This window comes from Pseudomonas sp. B20(2017) (assembly GCF_002113125.1).
Classification (GTDB): Bacteria; Pseudomonadota; Gammaproteobacteria; order Pseudomonadales; family Pseudomonadaceae; genus Aquipseudomonas.
Genome location: NZ_NEJP01000010.1, coordinates 122,570 through 140,727, shown reverse-complemented (window position 1 = coordinate 140,727; position 18,158 = coordinate 122,570). Strand labels below are relative to the sequence as shown.

Sequence of the window (18,158 nt, the reverse complement as noted above, 5' to 3'; positions counted from 1 at the left end):
TGGGGGAATGGAGAAGCATGGCGCGAAAGCTTACACGGCAATTGGCCTTTCTGACCCGCCAGATGATTTTTTTCTGGCGGATTCATCACCCTGTGACGGTTTCAGAGTTGACGAGAGCGCAGAAAGTTCGAACGGATTGACGCCCGTCCATCGCTGTACTGCGACTCTGCTGCCTGACTGTACGGTTCAGGGCTGCACGCCCGCGTGATAAAAATGCCGCTCCCGTCACCGGAGCCCGCACCATGGATCTTGCCACCCTCTCCCTGTTCCTGCCCGCCTGTTTTGCCCTGAACATGGCGCCTGGCCCGAACAATCTGTTGTCGGTCAGCAACGCCACCCGCTACGGCTATCGTCGCGCCTGCGTGGCCGGGATCGGTCGGTTGCTGGCGTTCGCCGGGATGATCGCCCTCGCGGCGGCGGGGCTGGCGGTGGTGCTGCAAACGTCGGAACTGTTGTTCTATGGGATCAAGATTGTCGGCGCGGGGTATCTGCTGTATCTGGCGTGGCAGCTGTGGCGGGCCAATCCGGCTGCCGAAGACGCCGTTACTGCGCCGGCAAACGGGCTGCTGGCCCTGGCACGTCAGGAGTTTTTGGTGGCAGCGGGAAATCCCAAGGCAATCCTTATCTTCACCGCATTCCTGCCGCAATTCGTCGACCCGAACCGCGCCATCACTCCGCAGTTCATGCTGCTCGGCTTGCTGTTCCTGCTGCTGGAATGGATCGCGATCAGCGCCTACGCCTACATGGGCCTGCACATGCGCCGCTGGTTCGCCGAGCCGCGCGGCAAACGGATCTTCAACCGTTGCTGCGCGGGGCTGCTGTCGGCGGCAGCTTCGGTGTTGCTGATGGCCAAACGGGCCTAAGCTTCGGACGGGCCTTTGAGCTCGACCTGATTGCCGTCCGGGTCGAAGCAGTACAGCGACAGGCCGTAGCCCTCGGCGCCAAAACGGGTGGCGGCTTTGTCGACGGTCAGGCCGCAGGCTTGCAAATGGCTGACCAGCGCCGCTTCATCGAACGGCTCGATGCGCAGACAGAAATGATCGACATTGCGCCGTTCGCTGCCGGCAGCGGCACCGCCCTTGCGGCCGATTTCGCCTTCGAGGTCGACCAGATCGATCATCGACGTGCCGGCACGCAGGTGCACCAGACCGAATTTTTCGTTGCGCTTGACCACTTCGGCGCCGAAGACCCGGTCGTAAAAATCAATGCTGCGTTGCAGATCGGCAACGCGCAGCACGATGTGATCGATGTGTTGAATCGTGAACGGTGGCATACCTTCATTTCCCGAGTTGGAGCGACCCGATCACTGTAGTGCAGCGGCCCGAAAATTCACTGTCGATTTTTCGGTGGAGCCATCGAATAACTGGTTTTATCCTCGGCCCATGAACATACAGACCACTGTCCTGCCCCCTCACGCCGAAATGGTTCGCGCCATGCTCGCAAGCGACACTGCCTATGAAGGCGTGTTCTTCACGGCCGTGAAAACCACCGGGATCTTTTGCCGCCCGACCTGCACGGCGCGCAAGCCGAAACCGGAGAACGTAGAGTTCTTCGCCCACGCTGACGAATGCTTGTCTGCCGGTTACCGCGCCTGTTTGCGCTGCAAACCGCTGGACGCCGCGGCCATTGCCCCGGACTGGGTGCAAGGGTTATTGAAAGCCGTCGACGCCGATCCGGAGCTGCGCTGGAGCGATGCGCAATTGCTTGCCGAAGGCATCGAACCGCTGAAGCTGCGGCGCTGGTTCAAGCAGCATTTCGGCATGACGTTTCACGCGTGGTTGCGCACCCGTCGGCTCGGTGTGGCACTGGGCGGGATCAAACAAGGCACGTCCATCGACCACGCGGCGTTCGACTCCGGCTATGAATCCCTCAGCGGTTTTCGCGATGCGTTTCAGAAGTCATTCCACATCACACCGGGACGCGCGGCCGCCAGCGAGCCGCTGCTGTTCACCCGCCTGACCACGCCGCTGGGGCCGATGATCGCCATGGCCGAACGACGCGGGCTGGTGCTGCTGGAGTTTCTCGACCGACCGGCGCTGACCCGGGAAGTCGAAGAATTGCAAAATCGCTACGGCTATGTCGTCGCACCGGGGCACAACGCCTATTTGCAGCTGATCGAAAACGAGCTGGCGCTGTACTTCGCCGGCAAGCTGAGCGAATTCAGCGTGCCGCTGCACCTGCCGGGCAGCGAGTTTGCCCGCCTGGTCTGGGCCGAACTGCGGCAAATCCCCTACGGCCATACCAGCACTTACGGCACCATCGCCGCACGCCTGGGCAAACCCGGAGCCAGTCGCGCGGTGGGTCTGGCCAACGGGCACAATCGGCTGTCGATCGTGGTGCCGTGCCATCGGGTGATCGGTGCGGACGGCACGCTGACCGGCTATGGTGGTGGGCAACCGCGCAAGGCGTTTTTGCTCAGGCTGGAAAATGCCGCCGTGCAGCTGACGCAACAACTGGCTTTCTGAATAAACGACAAGAAGGGATCTCGATGAACGCGCTCGACACTCAGTTTCACCAGTTGCACCACGATGGCCTGCTGATCCTGACCAACGTTGCCGACGCCACGGGTGCGCGACTGGTCGAGCAACTGGATGGCAAAGCGGTCGCCACCAGCAGCGCCGCGGTCGCCTGGGCCCACGGTTACCCGGATGGCAACACCCTGCCGCTCGAGCGGTTGATCAGCAGCGTGGAGTCGATTGCGCGAGTCATCAAAGTGCCGTTGAGCGTGGACATCGAGGCCGGTTACTCCGATGACCTCACTCGGGTCGCTGAAGTAATCGATGCGGTGATCGCCGCCGGTGCGGTCGGGATCAATATCGAAGACGGCAGCGGCACGCCGGAATTGCTGGTGCGCAAGATCGAAGTCGCGCGGCAAGTGGCCGAGAAGCGCAATGTGAAGCTGTTCATCAATGCCCGCACCGACGTTTATCTGAAAAGCCTGGTGCCTGCCGAGGATCGCGTCGCCGAAACCCTGCACCGCGCCGCGCTTTATCAGGCAGCCGGGGCCGATGGGTTGTTCGCTGCCGGGGTGACGTCCGCCTACGAAATCGAAGCGATCTGCAAAGGTACGACCCTGCCGGTCAATGTCCTGGGCTTCGCTTGCCTGCCCTCCCCCGAAGAACTGCAAACCCTTGGCGTGCGCCGCTTGAGCGCCGGTTCCGGGATCGCCGAGTTCTTGTACGGCGCCATGGGCTCACTGGTGAAAAGTTTCCTCGCCAGCGGCAAGCTCGACACCCATGACCTCAAGGCCTTCACCTATGGCGAAGTCAACGGTCTGCTGAAGTAACTCATGCCCGATCCCTACCAACCGGCCAGCGAGTTTCTGGCCAGCCTCGACGCAGACTGGCAGCGCCACATCGCTGCCATCGGCCCCTGCCTGCATCAGCCGCACCCGGCGCGCGATCCTTATGAGTCGCTGGTGCGGGCGATTGCCTATCAGCAACTGCACGCCAAGGCAGGCGATGCGATTGTCGGGCGGCTGGTGGGGTTGTTTCCCGGGCAGTCGTTTCCGCGTCCGGAGCAGATTCTGGCGACGGATTTCGACCGGTTGCGCAGTTGCGGGTTTTCGGCAGGCAAGATTGCGACGATTCAGGGGATTGCCCAGGCGACCCTGGATGGCGTGGTGCCGGATTATTCGACTGCGCTGGCGATGGAGGATGAAGCGCTGATCGAGCGGTTGGTCAGCCTGCGCGGGGTTGGGCGCTGGACTGTAGAGATGTTGCTGATCTACAGCCTTGAGCGCCCCGACATTTTGCCGGCCGATGACTTTGGCGTGCGCGAGGGCTATCGGCGGCTGAAGGGCCTGGAGGTGCAGCCGACGCGCAAGCAGATGATTGAAATCGGATTGGCGTGGAGTCCGTTTCGCACGGTAGCGACTTGGTATTTGTGGCGCGTAGCCAAGCCGTAGTACGCGTTTTCGTTTATCGCGAGCAAGCTCGCTCCCACACTTGAAATGCGCTCCCAATGTGGGAGCGAGCTTGCTCGCGATAGCGGCGGCACAGTCGGTACATCTCTTCTAGGCTGAACCGCATCAACAAAAGCCCAACCGGAGGCCACTCATGCACCTCGAAGGCTCCTGCCACTGCGGCGCGGTTTCGTTCACCCTCGACAGCGCCCACCCCTACCCTTATCAGCGCTGCTACTGCTCGATCTGCCGCAAGACCCAGGGCGGTGGCGGCTATGCGATCAACCTCGGCGGCGACGCAGCCAGCCTCAAGGTACGCGGTCGCAAACACATCACGATCTACCACGCGAAAATGAAAGACGAAGGCGATGCACGCGCCCACCGCAGCACCGCCGAACGGCACTTCTGCTCGTTGTGCGGCAGCGGTCTGTGGCTGTTCAGCCCTGAGTGGCCGGAGCCGATCCACCCGTTCGCCTCGGCCATCGACACGCCGTTGCCGGTGCCGCCGGAGCACACCCATCTGATGCTCGGCTCCAGGGCACCGTGGGTCGAAGTGCAAGCGAGCGCCAAGGACCAGCAGTTCGAGGTCTACCCCGAAGAATCCATCGCCCAATGGCATGAACGACTGAAATTAACCCGATAGCCGTTTTCACAGTCTTTGACAGTTTCCCGACAAAGCTGCCAAAGATTGCTGAACGGCGCCCGCCTAGCATGGCGCATCCTTATTCTCCATCGGGTGCCCCATGCCGGTTTCGCTGCGTACGTTCTCACTGTCCCTGACCTCCCTTTGCCTGCTGCTACCCGGCGACTCGCTGCGCGCAGAGGACTGGCACACCACCCTGCGCGCCGGGGCCGCGAGTACTCCGCGCTACAGCGGCAGTGACGAGCGGACGATTGCGCCGTTGGTGGGAGTCGAAATCGTCGGCCCCTACGGCGTGTTCCTCGACAGCAGCCGAGGTCTGGGCTGGGGTTTCGATGAAGAGGATTTCGGCCTCAGCGTTTACGTCGGCGCGAGTGACGTGCGCAAGGATCGCAAGACCGGTTACAAAGGCTCGGACGAACTCAACGGCCTGGGATCGATCAAGTCGCGTCCGGTGATCGGGCTCGACGGGACGTATCACCTGGGCCCGCTCATCCTCGGCGCGAGTTTCGAACATGCACTGGAAAAGGACGACGATGACCGCGACACCGGTTCGGCCTGGAACCGCCTCAAGCTGAGCATCAGCGCCCCGCTCTACGAAGGACGGTTCGGCAAGGTGAGCGGCGGCCTCAACAGCCAGTTCGGCGACAGCAACTACATGCGCACCTGGTATGGCGTCAGCGATGCCCAGGCTTCGCGCAGCCAGTTCCGCGCGTACAAAGCCCGGGCCGGGTTGATCAGCCGTGGTGCAGACCTGACGTGGACATTACCGCTGGACAAACAATGGAGCGTCTCGACGGTGCTGGCGGTGCAGTACCTGAACCACGAGGCGGCTGACAGCCCGATTGTCGAGCGTCGGCTGCAAACGTCCCTTGCCGGGCAAGTGGTCTATACCTTTTGATCGCGCTCAGAACAGCTCGCTGAACGGAATGAAGCGCAGTGGATCGTCCATTCGCAACGTGTCAATGGAAGAACCCACAATGATTCTGATCAACGACTTCGCCAGCTACCATAACCGGCCGAACTCATAGTCGACTCGGACTTTCAGGTCGATGCATAACGGAAAACACCTCATTGGCCGCGACATGCACTGGAATCAGGCGTTTACTTGGCCGGGGATTCCCCCTTACTATCCAGCCACACCGGCATGGCGGGACACTCCCGCCGCCGACGTTTTCCGCCAACGGAAACACGCGTCATGAGCACGTCACTACAACAATCAGAATCGTTGAACGTCTCTGCACTGTGCGCCCTCCTTCACAGGGGCTGCGCATGAATCGCATCGTCAATCTCCCCATGGCTCTGAGCCGTTCCAAGCTGCGTCACTCCGCACGCCCGCCGGATATCTGCCTGCCCGTCTGATCGCGCCGCTAAAAACCGCGACAGCTCCCCCTCTTTTTTCGATATCCCTGCCAGGACGCCCGCGCCTTTTGCCGAGCTGCGTCCGGCCCGAATTTGCGCGCCTGTGCGGCGCCATCGTGAGTGATTGATTATGAAATTCGCAGCCATCGAAGACGCCCGTAAATTCCTCGATCAGAACCCCGACATCGACATGATCGAGCTGTTCATCCTCGACGCCAACGGCGTGCCGCGTGGCAAGCTGTTGCACCGCGAAGAGCTGCTCGCCGTGTACGAAAGCGGCCGCCCATTGCCGAGCACCATCCTCGGCCTGACCGTGCATGGCGAGGACGTGGAGAACTCCGGTCTGGTCTGGGACGTCGGCGACATCGACTGCCGCGCCTACCCGCTGGAAGGCAGTCTGGTGCGCCTGCCGTGGCGGCAGATTCCGACCGCGGCGGTGCAGGTCAGCATGCACCCGGAACAAGGCATGCCAGCGAGCATCGCCGACCCGCGTCACCTGTTGATCAAGGTCATCGACCGCCTGAAAGCCGAGGGTTACAACCCGGTGATGGCGTGCGAGCTGGAGTTCTATCTGCTCGACGCCAAACGTGATCACAACGGTCGCCCGCAACCGGCGCTGGATGCCGACGGCGGTCGACCGAGGCACACGCAGGTCTACGGTTTGCGTGAGCTGGAGCAGATCGAACCGTTCCTCGCCGACCTCTACAGCGCCTGCAAACTGCACGGCATTCCGGCGCGCACGGCGATTTCGGAGTACGCGCCAGGCCAGGTGGAAATTACCCTCGAACACGGCGATGCGCTGGAGGCGATGGATCAAGCGGTGCGCTACAAACGGCTGGTCAAAGCCGTGGCACACAAGCACGGAATGCAGGCGACGTTCATGGCCAAACCGTTCGATCACCTGGCCGGCACCGGCATGCACATGCACGTCAGCCTCGCCGATGCCGAAGGGTGCAATCTGTTTGCCTCTGACGACCCGGCCGGCACCCCGCTGCTGCGCACGGCGATTGGCGGGATGCTTGCGTCGTTGCTCGATTCGCTGCTGCTGTTCTGCCCGAACGCCAACTCCTACCGCCGTTTCCAGGCCAACAGCTATGCGCCACTGGCGCCGACCTGGGGCGTCGACAACCGCACCGTCAGCCTGCGCGTACCCGGCGGCCCGGCCAACACTCGGCACATCGAACACCGCATCTGCGGCGCCGATGCCAACCCATATCTGGCAGCGGCGGCGATTCTGGCGGGCATTCATCGCGGAATAATAGAAGACATCGATCCGGGTGAACCAGTGGAAGGCAACGGTTACGCGCAGGCGAAAGAATTGCTGCCGACCGATTGGCTGACCTCGCTGACGGCGCTGGAAAATTCGGCGTGGGCACGGGATGCGCTGGGGCAGGAATTCCTCGGCGTGTATCTGGCAGTGAAACGTGCGGAATACCGGCAGTTCATGGCCGAAGTGGGCGAGCAGGACTGGCGCTGGTACCTGACCGAAGCCTGATCCTTCACAACTCCCCCCTGTGGGAGCGGGCTTGCCCGCGAAGGCGTCGTCACATCCAACACTTCTGGTGACTGACACATCGCTTTCGCGAGCAAGCTCGCTCCCACAAGGTCCGTGCACCGACTCCCGAATCTGGACACTGAAATGACTCAACGCACCAATTCCTACTACACCGCGACCCTCAACCGCGACACCGACTACCCGACCCTGCAAGGCCGGCACAAGGTCGATGTGGTGATCATCGGCGGCGGTTTCACCGGCGTCGCCACCGCCGTCGAGCTGGCCGAAAAAGGCCTGAAAGTCGCCATCGTCGAAAGCCACAAGATCGGCTGGGGCGCTACCGGTCGCAATGGCGGCCAGGTCACCGGCAGCCTGTCCGGCGACGGCGCGATGCGCAAACAGATGCGCAACACATTGGGCGATGAGGTCGATGATTTCATCTGGCACCTGCGCTGGCGCGGCCACGAAATCATCAAGCAACGGGTCGAGAAGTACGCGATCGATTGCGATCTCAAGCACGGCCATTTGCATGCAGCGTACAAGCCGAGCCACATGGCCGGTTTGCGCAGCGACTACGATGAAGCCGTACGTCGCGGCATGGGTGATGAAGTCAGCCTGCTCGACCGCAGCCAGGTGCGCGATCTGCTGCAAAGCGAGCTCTATCACGGCGCAATCAAGAACACCCGCAACATGCATCTGCACCCGCTCAACCTGTGCATCGGCGAGGCCCGGGCGGCGGAAAGCGTTGGCACGCTGATCTTCGAAAACAGCGAAGTGCTGGAGATCATTCACGGCGACAGCCCTGGCGTGCGCACCGCCCACGGCCGGATCGACGCGAATCAGGTACTGCTGGCCGGCGACGTCTACCACAAGCTCGAACCGGGCCAGCTCAAGGGCAAGATCTTCCCGGCCATGGGCGGCATCGTCACCACCGAACCGCTGGGGGATCTGGCCAAACAGATCAACCCCGAAGACCTCGCGGTGTACGACTGCCGCTTCGTCCTCGACTACTACCGCCTCACCGCCGACGGTCGCCTGCTGTTCGGTGGTGGCGCCAACTACAGCGGCAAGGATTCACGGGACATCGCCGGCGAGCTGCGGCCGTGCATCGAACAGACTTTCCCGGCGCTCAAAGGGGTGAAAATCGATTACCAGTGGAGCTGCGCGATGGGCATCGTCATCAACCGCATTCCGCAACTGGGCAAACTCTCGGATAACGTCTGGTATTGCCAGGGCTACTCCGGCCATGGTATCGCCACGACCCACATCATGGGCGAGATCATGAGCCGGGCGATCACCGGGCAACTGGAGCAGTTCGACACGTTTGCCGCGTGCTCGCACATTCGCGTGCCGATGGGCGATCTGCTGGGGAATCCGATGCTGGCGGCGGGCATGTGGTACTACCAGATGCTGGAAAAACTGCGCTGATCGATCATTTGACTGCATGCCGGTTTATGTATTGGATCGACTGGCCTCATCGCTGGCAAGTCGAATCGTCGCACCGCAGCTCCCACAAGGTTTGGGGCGTACCTGAGTTTTGAGTACGCCTTGGACACTGTGGGAGCTGGCTTGCCAGCGAAGGGGACATCAGCCTCACTACAAATCTCAGTCAGGCAACTGCTCCACCTCAATCCCCAACCGCCGATAATCCTCGACACTCCCCGACGCCACATGCCGCTCGGTGAGCAGCGTATGCAGCCGGTCACAGGGCGCCACCACAAACGGCTCCACGGCACCGAACTTGTCCGCCGTGGTCACCGCAATCACCCGCTCCGCACTGTCGAGCAAAGCTTGCTTGACTGGCACTTCATCGAAATGCAGCGATGTGATGCCGATTTCCGGATGAATCGCACACACCCCGGTGAAGGCCAGATCGGCCCTGATTCCCCGGAGCAGACGCAGCGTTTCATGACCACTGGCACACAGGGTTTTCGGATTCAACTGCCCCCCTGCCAGAATCACTTTGATCCCCGGATACTCGGACAAGACAATGGCCGTCATCGGCGACGCCGTGACCGCCGTAATGCTGATGTCCCTGGGCAGAGACCGCGCCACCTGCAACGTGGTCGAGCCGGAATCGAACATCACGGTCTGGCCGTTCTGTACTTTGCGCGCGGCCATCTGTGCCAGGCGGATTTTCACCTCATCGATCTCGTCCAGCCGTGTGAAGTAATCCTTGCCCGTGTCCTTCGGGCGCGGTAATGCCCCGCCGTGCACCCGTTGCACCAGCCCGGCGTTGTCCAGTTCGGCGAGGTCGCGGCGGATGGTGTCTTCGGACACCGCGAAGTGCTGGCTCAGCTCGGACGCCATGACCTTGCCGTCACGTTCGAGGATCAGAAGGATTTTCTGCCGGCGCAGAGAGGGGAGTTCGGCAGCGGAATGATCGTGCATGGTTTTGCCTGTTTTTGCTTGTAATTGCAGGTTTTGCGAGATTAGCCAAGCCGATCGCCAAACACAACGCTGGTATCAATGGTTTCAATCATTGAAATCAACAAGTCGAATTTTTTCTTCTGACGGGACTTGTTCAAAATGGCCCCACTTTCAAAAAGATCAGGATGAATACCCCATGAACCTCAATTTCGCCTTCGCCTGCATGGTCGTCGTGTCGTTTGCCATCGCGCTCGGCCACGCCTGATTCAGATCGATGCGGCCAAGTGTTCGCGAAGCCACTTGTGTGCCGGATCACGGTGGGATCGTTCACCCCAGAACATCGCCATCTCGTAGCCCGGCACCTCCAGCGGTGCGTCGACTACTTGCAGTGCCGGGTTGTCACGCATCAGGCGTGACGGCAGCATCGCCACCAGATCGGTGCTGGCCAGCACTGACATCACCAGCAGAAAGTGCGGCACCGACAGCACGACCTTTCGCGACAGCCCCACATCCGCCAGCGCCTTGTCGGTCACCCCGAAAAAGCCCCCGCCCTCGCGCGACACCATGACGTGCTCCAGCGCGCAGAATTGCTCGCGAGTCGGTCTGGCGCTCAGCCCCGGATGCCCGACGCGTCCGGCCAATACGTAACGTTCGGTGAACAGCGTGCGATGACGCAACTCCGGCGGCGCGTCTTCCGTGATGTGCAGCGCCAGATCGAATATCCCCTGCTCCGCCTGCTTGACCATTTGTCTCGGCACCAGGTCGATGACTGCCAGACGCGTACCCGGCGCTTGCGCGCGCAAACCGCCGAGGGCCGGCAAGACGATGGTCGATCCGCCATAGTCGGTCGCCGCAATTTTCCAGGTATGCGTCGCCTGTGCCGGATCAAATGCACTGGCCGGTGCCACCGCCCGCTCCAGCGCCTCCAGGGCTTCGCGCAGTGGCTCGCGAAGCTCATCGGCCCGCGCCGTCGGGCGCATGCCCCGAGGACCGGGCAGCAACAGCGGATCGCCGAAGATGTCGCGCAACTTGGCCAGGTGCACACTCACCGACGGTTGCGACAGGTTCAGCCGCTGGGCAGCGCGCGTGACGTTGTGCTCGGCGAGCAGCACATCGAGGGTCAGAAGCAGGTTGATATCCAGCCGTCTTAAATTATTCATGGCTATACCAGACATATCAGACATTCATTTCCAATATACCCGGCCAACGTCGATCCTGCCGTCATTCGACAACGGAGCTTCAACATGAATGTCCTTTTGGTCTATGCCCACCCTGAACCTACTTCGCTCAACGGCTCGCTCAGGGACTTCACTGTCCAGCGCCTGGAAGCCGCCGGACACAACGTGCAGGTGTCCGACCTGTACGCGATGAACTGGAAAACCACCCTCGACGCCGAAGACAGCCCGGAGCGCGACCCCAGCCGTCCCTTCCACGCTTCGCTGGATTCAAAGATTGCCTACGCCGAAGGCCGGCAATCCGCCGACATCGCCCGCGAGCAGGAAAAACTGCGCTGGGCCGACACGCTGATCCTGCAGTTTCCGCTGTGGTGGTTCTCGATGCCGGCGATTCTCAAAGGCTGGGTCGAACGGGTCTATGCCTATGGTTTTGCCTACGGCGTCGGTGAGCATTCCGATGTTCGCTGGGGCAATCGTTATGGCGAGGGCAACATGCAAGGCAAACGGGCGATGTTGATGGTCACGACCGGCGGCTGGGATTCGCATTACAGTCCGCGCGGCATCAACGGCCCTATCGATGATCTGCTGTTTCCCATTCAGCACGGGATCCTGCATTACCCCGGTTTCGACGTGCTGCCGCCGTTCGTGGTGTACCGCACCAGCCGGATGGATGAGGCACGATTTGCGCAGACCTGCGAACAGCTCGGCGCGCGCCTGGATGAACTCTGGAGCACTCGGCCGATTGCCTTCCGGCAGCAGAATGCCGGGGATTACGAGATTCCGGCGCTGACCTTGAGAGGCGATATTGCGCCGGAACGCGAAGGATTCGCTGCGCACATCAAATGACTTAGGGGGCAATGCCCCCTTGTTTTATTCCGTGACCACCCGTGCCGTGCGCACGAACAGCGCATGCACCTTGTCCCAGAAGTTGCCGCCGAGCACAAAGAAGCTGCCGATGAACATCAGGTCGCCCAGCGCCTGCATCTGCCAGAGATTGGGTCGCACGCCCGGAAAGAAGTTGTCGAAATAAGGTTCCAGAAAGGACGACAACAGCGGCAGGCAGAACATCACCACGCCGACTTTGTGTCGCATCGGACTGACTTCGGCCACCGGCGTCGGTAGCACGCCCGAGATGTAGCGGCCGATCGTACGTTTGAGTTCGGCAAACCCGGCCTTGCCCATCACAGCGATCACCAGCAACAGCAGCACCTTGTTGCTGATGAACAGCACGCCAGTCAGCGCCGCGACTTTCGAGCCTGGCACATCAAGGGCGGCTGCGAGCGGTACAAGAAGCCATGAACCGAGCATCACGCAGATGATCGCCACGCCGACCTTGAAGCGCCAGTTGGCGCCGGTCGTTTCAACCGGATTTTGAGCAGTCTCCATGGATTCCATACCTTTCGTCAGGGGCGCAGATCGATGAACTTCGCCTGAAAAAGCGTAGCAGGTGATTTGGCCTTTCAACCTGCAATCCGGGGTCTATGCTGCATTGAAAATTCCGATCTGGAACAGACAGAATGCCTGCAACCACGGCCCTGCTGCGACGACCCGGTCATCTGCTGCTGCTCGGTGCGCTGAGCCTTGGCGGTTGCATCCGTCTGGGACCGGATTTCCAGCCACCTGCCGAACCCTGGAGCAAACAATGGCAAAGCCCGGCGCTGGAACAGGCCAGCGAACGCGGCGCCTATCCGGATCTGCGCCAGTGGTGGCAGGTATTTTCCGATCCGGTGCTGGATCGCCTGATCAGCGAGGCCGATGCACATAACGCCAGTCTCAAAGTGGCTGCCCTGCGGGTCCTGGAAGCCCGCGCACAATTGGGCATTGCCGAGAGCGGGCGCTTCCCGCAACTGCAACAGGTTGGCGTCGACAGCCTGTATATCGACCGTCATCAGTCCGGCGGCAACAACCCGCAGGACACGCACTTCTGGCAGCACAGCGCGGCGTTCGATGTCGGCTGGGAACTGGATTTCTGGGGCCGCTTCAGCCGCGCCATCGAGTCTTCCGACGCCAGCTATTTCGCCGCCCAGGCCAACTACGAAGATGCCCTTGTCCTTCTGCGCGCGCAGGTGGCCGACACCTATTTCCTGCTGCGCACCACTGAAGCGCGGCTGCGGGTCGCGCGGGAAAACGCCGATCAGCAGAAACGCAATTTCGAAATCACCGAGCAACTGTTCACCAGCGGCCAGACCGCTGAACTCGACCTGCAACAGGCGAAAACCCAATACCTGACCACCCTGGCCAGTATTCCGGCGTTCGAAGACCAGTTGCTGCGCACTCGCAACGCACTGGCCGTGCTGGTGGGCCAGCCGCCCGGTGGCTCGATGTTGCTGGCCGAGCAACAGGGGCTGATTCCACTGGTCGACCGGGCCGTACTGCAAGACGTGCCGGCCAACCTGCTGTTGCGCCGCCCCGACGTGCGCGCGGCGGAACTGAATGTCGCTGCGCAGTCGGCGCTGGTCGGCGTGGCGGAAACCGATCTGTACCCGTCGCTGACCTTGCTCGGCAGCATCGTCTGGTCGTCCGACTCGCTCGGTGCCACGCCACGCAGTCTCGACCTGATCGGCGGCCCGAGCCTGCGCTGGAACATCTTCGACTACGGACGTATCCGCAACAACGTGCGGGTCCAGGACGCGCGGTTGCAGCAATTGATCGAGGTCTATCGCGACAAGGTTCGCCAAGCCGCACGCGAAGCCGATGACGCCGCCAGCGGCTTGAGCAAGGGCCTTGAGCAGGAACGCATTCTGGGTGAGGCCGAAGCCGCGGCCCGGCGCTCGTTGGCGCTGGCCAACACTCAATATCGCGAAGGCTATTCGGACTTTCAGCGGGTGCTCGACGCACAACGGGCACTGCTGCAACTCCAGGACAGCTATCTGGTCACCCGCGCCAACGCCGTGAGCAATCTGATCGCCTTGTACAAAGCCCTCGGCGGTGGTTGGCAGAGCAGCTCCCCACCGATTGACGAGCCGACCCGGCAACAGATGCAGCAACGCACTGACTGGGGAAATTTGCTGACTGCTCCGCCGCCACAACCGACGTATCCCATCCCATCGCAGGTAAGCCGCCATGACTGACGCCGCGCCTCCCGCCCCCGCCCCGGATCCGGCGAAAAAGGGCATCCGTCTGGTGTTGCTGGTGATTGTATTGAGCCTGGCCTGGTATCTGCTGGCCGACCGCTTCACGCCCTATACGCAGCAAGCGCGGGTTGGCGCGTTCGTGATCCCGGTGGCCTCTGAAGTGGCAGGCCGGGTGATCAAGGTCAATGTGCGCAACAACCAGGATGTGAAGGCCGGCGACATCCTCTTCGAACTCGATCCGCAGCCGCTGCAAATCGCCGTAGAACGCGCCCGGGCGGATCTGGAAAACACCCGTCGTTCGGTCGGTGCCAGCACCGCTGGCATCGCCTCCGCCGAAGCTTCGTTGCGGGCTGCGCAGGCCAACGAACTCAAGGCGCGACAAGATAACCAACGGCTCGAAGGCTTGTACAAGCAGGATCCGGGAACGGTCTCGGTGCGCTTGCTGGAGGTGTCGCGGGCCAATCGCGAGGCGGCTGTCAGTCAGGTCGCAGCCGCACGCGCCGAAGTCGTGCGCGCCCGGGAAACCGAAGGCGGCAGCGATGCCGAAACCAACGCCAAACTGCGCGGCGCCGCCGCCACGCTGGCCAAGGCCGAACTGGATCTGGCCAACACCCGCATCGGCGCACGCTCGGCAGGATTGATCACTGACCTGCGCACCGACGTCGGCCAGTTCGCTGCGGTCGGCAGCCCGGTCATGACCCTGATTGCAATCCACGATGTATGGGTCAGCGCCGACCTCACCGAAAACAACCTCGGCCGAATCAACGTCGGTACGCCGGTGTCGATCATCCTCGACGCGCTGCCCGGTGAAGTGCTCGAGGGTCGGGTGCGCAGCATCGGTTACGGGGTCAGTGTCGGTTCGGCGCCTCCTCCCGGCACCCTGCCAACCATTCAGAACAGCCGCGACTGGCTGCGTCCGGCGCAACGTTTTCCGGTGATCATCGAATTCAGCGATGAAGCGAAAAAGCGCTTGTTCGACAGCCGTGCGATACGCGCTGGCGGTCAGGCCGAGGTCATGGCGTTCCCGACCGAGGGCAATCTGCTCAACCCGCTGGGCCGGGTGTTTGTCTGGCTGATGAGCTGGCTGTCGTATGCCTACTGAGCGCAGCGTCCCGGTGCAACGGGCCTTGCGCCTGGCCTTCGGCACAGCGCTGTGTACCGCCGTGAGCTATGCGCTCGCTTTACCGTTGTCTTTCCTGTCACCGGTGCTGGCGGTGTTGCTGTTGGCGAGCGTGCCTCGGCCGCTGCCGTTCAAAGCCGCCTTGGCGTTGACGCTGGCTGCGGCGTTCACTACCGGTTTCGGCCTGCTGCTGGTGCCGTTGCTGCGTTACTACCCGGTCTGCGGTGTGCTGCTGATCAGCCTGGGTTTGTTCGCCGCGTTCAGGTACGGCTTGCGCGGTGGAAACGTGCTGATCATGACCTTCATGGTGATCGGCATGACCCTGATTTCTGCCGCCGGTTTCGCCTCGTTCGAGCTGGCGATGGCGGTCATCGGCGCGCTGATCAAAGGCCTGTTGCTGGCGGTCGTGGTGGTTGGCGTCAGTCACGTATTTTTCCCGGAACCCGCCAACAGCCCCACGCCACCGGCACCACCCGCCATGCCCGCCGAAGACGTGCCGCGCATCGCACTTCGCGCCACGCTGATCGTGATGCCGACCTTTGTGCTGGTGCTGATCGACCCGGCCAGCTATCTGCCGATCATCCTCAAAGCTGTCAGCCTCGGCCAGCAGAGCACCACCACCCGCACGTATCACGCCGGGCGCGAACTGCTCGGCTCAACCCTGCTGGGCGGATTGCTGGCGGTGGCGTTCTGGTGTGCGCTGAGTCTGTTCGTGCACCTGTGGATGTTCGCTTTGTGGATGCTGCTGTTCAGCCTCGTTCTGGCACGCAAACTCTATCGGTTGCACGCCACTGGGCTCACGCCGGGATTCTGGCTCAACACCCTGATAACGATGATCATCCTGCTCGGCCAATCGGTCGAGGACAGCGCCGCCGGCAAAGACGTGTACACCGCCTTCGCCGTGCGCATGGGCCTGTTCATTCTGGTGACACTCTACAGCGGCCTGATGATGCATTTGCTGGAATCGCGTCGCCCGGCCACTCAAGGCGTGACCTGATAACCCCGGCCTTGCAGGCAACCCGTGTAGGCACTTGAACTGGCCGACGCATCGGTTCGGCGCTGCTCGCGCCGGTCCTGACGCTGCCGGGAACCACCGACCACCGCACCCGCGGCGGCAGTCTGTTTGGCGCGGTTTTGGCGGTAATCCTGTTTTACGTCATCGTCGACGCGGTCGTAAATCTCGTCGCGCTGATTGCCGCGCACTTGCGCGGCGGCAGCCCCGGCAACCGCCCCGGTCGCCGCCCCTTTCACACGCCCACCGACTTGCGGCGATGAGGTGGTGGAACTGGATGCGACCGCGTGACAGTCGTTGATATCGATCTGCATTTGTTGCGAAGTCTGGCCCTTGAGCGGGACCACGGATTCGGCGTGAGCCTGGGTGACACAGAGGGTGGCTGCGATGAAAAGAGAGAGAGACGGAACGCGGTTCATGATTACCTCCGGCGCGGCATGGGATGGCCTTTGATGGCGGGGTAATCTGAAAGTGTAGTTCACGTGGCGAGCGCACTGACTCCCTCGCCACGGGGAAACCGGGCGGTCAGCTTTCTTCTTGCCGGCGTCGCACCTGCACCAGCAACGCCGGCGCGAAGTGCAGCACCACCATCCGCGCCAGATGGTGAGTCAGGATAAACACCACATTCAGGCCGCCGGCGAACGCCACAATGGCGATGGTTTCAATCGCACCCGGCATGTACGCGAGCCACAGCGACAACGCATCGCTGCCCAGCAATCGCGCGGCCGCCAAGGCAAAAATTGCTGCGACCAGAATCATCAAACCCACCGACACCAACGCCGTGCGGCCATGACGGGCCAGTTCCGTGAGGCCCAATCCCTTGAATCGTGAACCGATCCGCACGCCGAGAATCAGCGCCGCCAGGTTCAGGCTCCAGTCCGGCATGTGAAAGCCGTGCAGCCAGCCTGATTTCACGAACACCGCGGTGATGATGATTGCCGTCAACATGAACGGCGCCGGCACGCCTGCTGCGAGCAGTAACCGCCCGAGCACGATGCTCGAAACGATGACCGCGAGTACGGTCAGCCCCATGCCCGTCGACAGCGGATCAACTTCGGTAACGTCAACCGGTGCGGTTCCGGGAATCAGCAAACTCACCAGCACCGTGATCAGCAGCAGCCGCATCAAATGCACGATGATCACCTTACTCGACGCCTGATGCGATTCCAGCAAATCGAACACCGCCGCCAGCGCCCCCGGATACACCGCCAGCAAGGCATCCGTGCGATTCCACCCTGCCCCGCGCGCCAGCCACCACCCGGCCAACGCCACTTGCACTGCCAGGCACAACAGCAACACGCCGAGGCTTGGCAACATCGTTGAGACGGTCGCGCTGTCCCACGCTTCGAACATCAACCCGGTGGCGATACCCAGCGTGACCTGGATATAGCCCAGACCATAAGGCGTCGCCGGTGCGATGCCGAATTTAGTGACGACAAGTGCGGTGACAAGGATCGAACCCAACAGCAAACCGTGTGGCACGCCTTCGAACTGCAACAGCGCGCCGAATCCGGCAGCAATCAACAAACACAGAATGGATTTCATGGTCGCCTTCCTGGCTATTCAATTTGAGTTACGCGCGCAGCCGTCCAATCGCCCGCCGATATTTTTCGATCCGCTCCAGATCCTCCCAACTCGGCGAGGCAATCCGCGACAGGTCGCTGTTCTCTTCCAGATCCGCCAGCTTCACCACCCGCCCGATCGGGTTCTGCGCCGCGCGCTCGACGAAGTCTTCGTAGGATTCGCCGGGCACTTTGGTCACCGATTCGATGGCGGACAAAACGGTTTCGCTGAAGCCTTCCTTGCGCAGATCCTCCAGGCTGATGCCGCAATCCTCGACCACATCGTGCAACACCGCGACGATGCGCTCTTCCAGGCTGCTCATGCGCAACATCACTTTCAGCGGATGCAATATGTACGGCGCACCACCCTTGTCCACCTGCCCCGCGTGGGCGGTGGCGGCAATCGCGATGGCGCGTTCGAGAGTCTGGGTCATGTGCGTTTCC

19 protein-coding genes are annotated in these 18,158 nt (G+C 61.9%); 12 read left to right on the top strand and 7 right to left on the bottom strand.

The features are described 5' to 3' along the window. Nucleotides 1-242: 242 nt before the first annotated feature. A complete protein-coding gene (locus CAF63_RS16410) occupies nt 243-863 on the top strand; it encodes a LysE family translocator (protein WP_085686457.1) in 621 nt (206 codons plus the stop codon). Here CAF63_RS16410 and CAF63_RS16405 read toward each other — a convergent pair. Continuing rightward, complete coding sequence (locus CAF63_RS16405) at nt 860-1,273, bottom strand: VOC family protein (protein WP_085686441.1); 414 nt, start codon at nt 1,271-1,273, stop codon at nt 860-862. The genes CAF63_RS16410 and CAF63_RS16405 overlap by 4 nt on opposite strands. 109 nt (nt 1,274-1,382) lie before the next feature. Between CAF63_RS16405 and CAF63_RS16400 the strand changes: the two genes are divergently transcribed. From CAF63_RS16400 to CAF63_RS16370, 7 genes are all read left to right on the top strand, one after another. After that, nucleotides 1,383-2,465, top strand: coding sequence for a bifunctional transcriptional activator/DNA repair enzyme AdaA (locus CAF63_RS16400; protein WP_085686439.1), 1,083 nt, complete (start codon nt 1,383-1,385; stop codon nt 2,463-2,465). A 23-nt stretch (nt 2,466-2,488) separates the two neighbouring features. After that, the gene (locus tag CAF63_RS16395; RefSeq protein WP_085686437.1) at nt 2,489-3,286 is read left to right on the top strand and encodes an isocitrate lyase/phosphoenolpyruvate mutase family protein; all 798 of its coding nucleotides are present in this window, start codon (nt 2,489-2,491) and stop codon (nt 3,284-3,286) included. Nucleotides 3,287-3,289: 3 nt separating this feature from the next. Next, nucleotides 3,290-3,907 (top strand): DNA-3-methyladenine glycosylase, encoded by a 618-nt coding sequence (locus CAF63_RS16390; protein ID WP_085686435.1) that lies wholly within the window; start codon nt 3,290-3,292, stop codon nt 3,905-3,907. Nucleotides 3,908-4,058: 151 nt separating this feature from the next. Next, nucleotides 4,059-4,547, top strand: a complete 489-nt coding sequence (locus tag CAF63_RS16385; RefSeq protein ID WP_085686433.1) for a GFA family protein — start codon at nt 4,059-4,061, stop codon at nt 4,545-4,547. A 100-nt stretch (nt 4,548-4,647) separates the two neighbouring features. Then, complete coding sequence (locus CAF63_RS16380) at nt 4,648-5,445, top strand: MipA/OmpV family protein (RefSeq protein ID WP_085686431.1); 798 nt, start codon at nt 4,648-4,650, stop codon at nt 5,443-5,445. Between the two features lie 591 nt (nt 5,446-6,036). Then, on the top strand, nt 6,037-7,401 hold the full coding sequence (locus tag CAF63_RS16375; protein WP_085686429.1) for a glutamine synthetase family protein: 1,365 nt from the start codon (nt 6,037-6,039) through the stop codon (nt 7,399-7,401). Between the two features lie 144 nt (nt 7,402-7,545). After that, a complete protein-coding gene (locus CAF63_RS16370) occupies nt 7,546-8,829 on the top strand; it encodes an FAD-binding oxidoreductase (protein WP_085686424.1) in 1,284 nt (427 codons plus the stop codon). A 177-nt stretch (nt 8,830-9,006) separates the two neighbouring features. On the opposite strand, the gene CAF63_RS16365 is transcribed toward CAF63_RS16370, so the two are convergent. Together CAF63_RS16365 and CAF63_RS16360 are read right to left on the bottom strand one after the other, a co-directional pair. Beyond that, a complete protein-coding gene (locus tag CAF63_RS16365) occupies nt 9,007-9,792 on the bottom strand; it encodes a DeoR/GlpR family DNA-binding transcription regulator (RefSeq protein ID WP_085686422.1) in 786 nt (261 codons plus the stop codon). Nucleotides 9,793-10,037: 245 nt separating this feature from the next. Then, nucleotides 10,038-10,931, bottom strand: coding sequence for a LysR family transcriptional regulator (locus CAF63_RS16360; RefSeq protein ID WP_178081296.1), 894 nt, complete (start codon nt 10,929-10,931; stop codon nt 10,038-10,040). Between the two features lie 84 nt (nt 10,932-11,015). Between CAF63_RS16360 and CAF63_RS16355 the strand changes: the two genes are divergently transcribed. Next, nucleotides 11,016-11,792 carry an NAD(P)H-dependent oxidoreductase gene (locus CAF63_RS16355; RefSeq protein WP_085686418.1) on the top strand — a complete coding sequence of 259 codons (777 nt, stop codon included), beginning with the start codon at nt 11,016-11,018 and terminating at the stop codon, nt 11,790-11,792. Nucleotides 11,793-11,816: 24 nt separating this feature from the next. Here the strand turns inward: CAF63_RS16355 and CAF63_RS16350 are convergent, their stop codons facing one another. Continuing rightward, entirely contained in the window at nt 11,817-12,332 is a 516-nt protein-coding gene (locus CAF63_RS16350; RefSeq protein WP_085686416.1) for a transporter suffix domain-containing protein, read from the bottom strand. A 131-nt stretch (nt 12,333-12,463) separates the two neighbouring features. Between CAF63_RS16350 and CAF63_RS16345 the strand changes: the two genes are divergently transcribed. Genes CAF63_RS16345 through CAF63_RS16335 form a run of 3 tightly spaced genes read left to right on the top strand, consistent with a single transcriptional unit; the run spans nt 12,464 to nt 16,137 of the window. Beyond that, nucleotides 12,464-14,017, top strand: a complete 1,554-nt coding sequence (locus CAF63_RS16345) for an efflux transporter outer membrane subunit (RefSeq protein ID WP_143492462.1) — start codon at nt 12,464-12,466, stop codon at nt 14,015-14,017. Continuing rightward, nucleotides 14,010-15,122, top strand: coding sequence for an HlyD family secretion protein (locus CAF63_RS16340; protein ID WP_085686413.1), 1,113 nt, complete (start codon nt 14,010-14,012; stop codon nt 15,120-15,122). Before CAF63_RS16345 ends, CAF63_RS16340 begins: the two co-directional genes overlap by 8 nt. Further along, a complete protein-coding gene (locus CAF63_RS16335) occupies nt 15,112-16,137 on the top strand; it encodes a DUF2955 domain-containing protein (RefSeq protein WP_085686411.1) in 1,026 nt (341 codons plus the stop codon). The genes CAF63_RS16340 and CAF63_RS16335 overlap by 11 nt, the downstream gene beginning before the upstream one ends. Here the strand turns inward: CAF63_RS16335 and CAF63_RS16330 are convergent. From CAF63_RS16330 to CAF63_RS16320, 3 genes are all read right to left on the bottom strand, one after another. Then, complete coding sequence (locus CAF63_RS16330; protein WP_085686408.1) at nt 16,122-16,571, bottom strand: YMGG-like glycine zipper-containing protein; 450 nt, start codon at nt 16,569-16,571, stop codon at nt 16,122-16,124. The genes CAF63_RS16335 and CAF63_RS16330 overlap by 16 nt on opposite strands. 106 nt (nt 16,572-16,677) lie before the next feature. After that, a complete protein-coding gene (locus CAF63_RS16325; protein WP_085686406.1) occupies nt 16,678-17,697 on the bottom strand; it encodes an AbrB family transcriptional regulator in 1,020 nt (339 codons plus the stop codon). Between the two features lie 28 nt (nt 17,698-17,725). Next, nucleotides 17,726-18,148 (bottom strand): HD domain-containing protein, encoded by a 423-nt coding sequence (locus CAF63_RS16320; protein ID WP_085686404.1) that lies wholly within the window; start codon nt 18,146-18,148, stop codon nt 17,726-17,728. Nucleotides 18,149-18,158: the final 10 nt, after the last annotated feature.

Excerpts from the sequence above, each read along its gene's own strand:
- CAF63_RS16410 (WP_085686457.1), top strand. The coding sequence starts at position 243 with ATGGATCTTGCCACCCTCTCCCTGTTCCTGCCCGCCTGTTTTGCCCTG.
- CAF63_RS16405 (WP_085686441.1), bottom strand. The coding sequence starts at position 1,273 with ATGCCACCGTTCACGATTCAACACATCGATCACATCGTGCTGCGCGTT.
- CAF63_RS16400 (WP_085686439.1), top strand. The coding sequence starts at position 1,383 with ATGAACATACAGACCACTGTCCTGCCCCCTCACGCCGAAATGGTTCGC.
- CAF63_RS16395 (WP_085686437.1), top strand. The coding sequence starts at position 2,489 with ATGAACGCGCTCGACACTCAGTTTCACCAGTTGCACCACGATGGCCTG.
- CAF63_RS16390 (WP_085686435.1), top strand. The coding sequence starts at position 3,290 with ATGCCCGATCCCTACCAACCGGCCAGCGAGTTTCTGGCCAGCCTCGAC.
- CAF63_RS16385 (WP_085686433.1), top strand. The coding sequence starts at position 4,059 with ATGCACCTCGAAGGCTCCTGCCACTGCGGCGCGGTTTCGTTCACCCTC.
- CAF63_RS16380 (WP_085686431.1), top strand. The coding sequence starts at position 4,648 with ATGCCGGTTTCGCTGCGTACGTTCTCACTGTCCCTGACCTCCCTTTGC.
- CAF63_RS16375 (WP_085686429.1), top strand. The coding sequence starts at position 6,037 with ATGAAATTCGCAGCCATCGAAGACGCCCGTAAATTCCTCGATCAGAAC.
- CAF63_RS16370 (WP_085686424.1), top strand. The coding sequence starts at position 7,546 with ATGACTCAACGCACCAATTCCTACTACACCGCGACCCTCAACCGCGAC.
- CAF63_RS16365 (WP_085686422.1), bottom strand. The coding sequence starts at position 9,792 with ATGCACGATCATTCCGCTGCCGAACTCCCCTCTCTGCGCCGGCAGAAA.
- CAF63_RS16360 (WP_178081296.1), bottom strand. The coding sequence starts at position 10,931 with ATGAATAATTTAAGACGGCTGGATATCAACCTGCTTCTGACCCTCGAT.
- CAF63_RS16355 (WP_085686418.1), top strand. The coding sequence starts at position 11,016 with ATGAATGTCCTTTTGGTCTATGCCCACCCTGAACCTACTTCGCTCAAC.
- CAF63_RS16350 (WP_085686416.1), bottom strand. The coding sequence starts at position 12,332 with ATGGAGACTGCTCAAAATCCGGTTGAAACGACCGGCGCCAACTGGCGC.
- CAF63_RS16345 (WP_143492462.1), top strand. The coding sequence starts at position 12,464 with ATGCCTGCAACCACGGCCCTGCTGCGACGACCCGGTCATCTGCTGCTG.
- CAF63_RS16340 (WP_085686413.1), top strand. The coding sequence starts at position 14,010 with ATGACTGACGCCGCGCCTCCCGCCCCCGCCCCGGATCCGGCGAAAAAG.
- CAF63_RS16335 (WP_085686411.1), top strand. The coding sequence starts at position 15,112 with ATGCCTACTGAGCGCAGCGTCCCGGTGCAACGGGCCTTGCGCCTGGCC.
- CAF63_RS16330 (WP_085686408.1), bottom strand. The coding sequence starts at position 16,571 with ATGAACCGCGTTCCGTCTCTCTCTCTTTTCATCGCAGCCACCCTCTGT.
- CAF63_RS16325 (WP_085686406.1), bottom strand. The coding sequence starts at position 17,697 with ATGAAATCCATTCTGTGTTTGTTGATTGCTGCCGGATTCGGCGCGCTG.
- CAF63_RS16320 (WP_085686404.1), bottom strand. The coding sequence starts at position 18,148 with ATGACCCAGACTCTCGAACGCGCCATCGCGATTGCCGCCACCGCCCAC.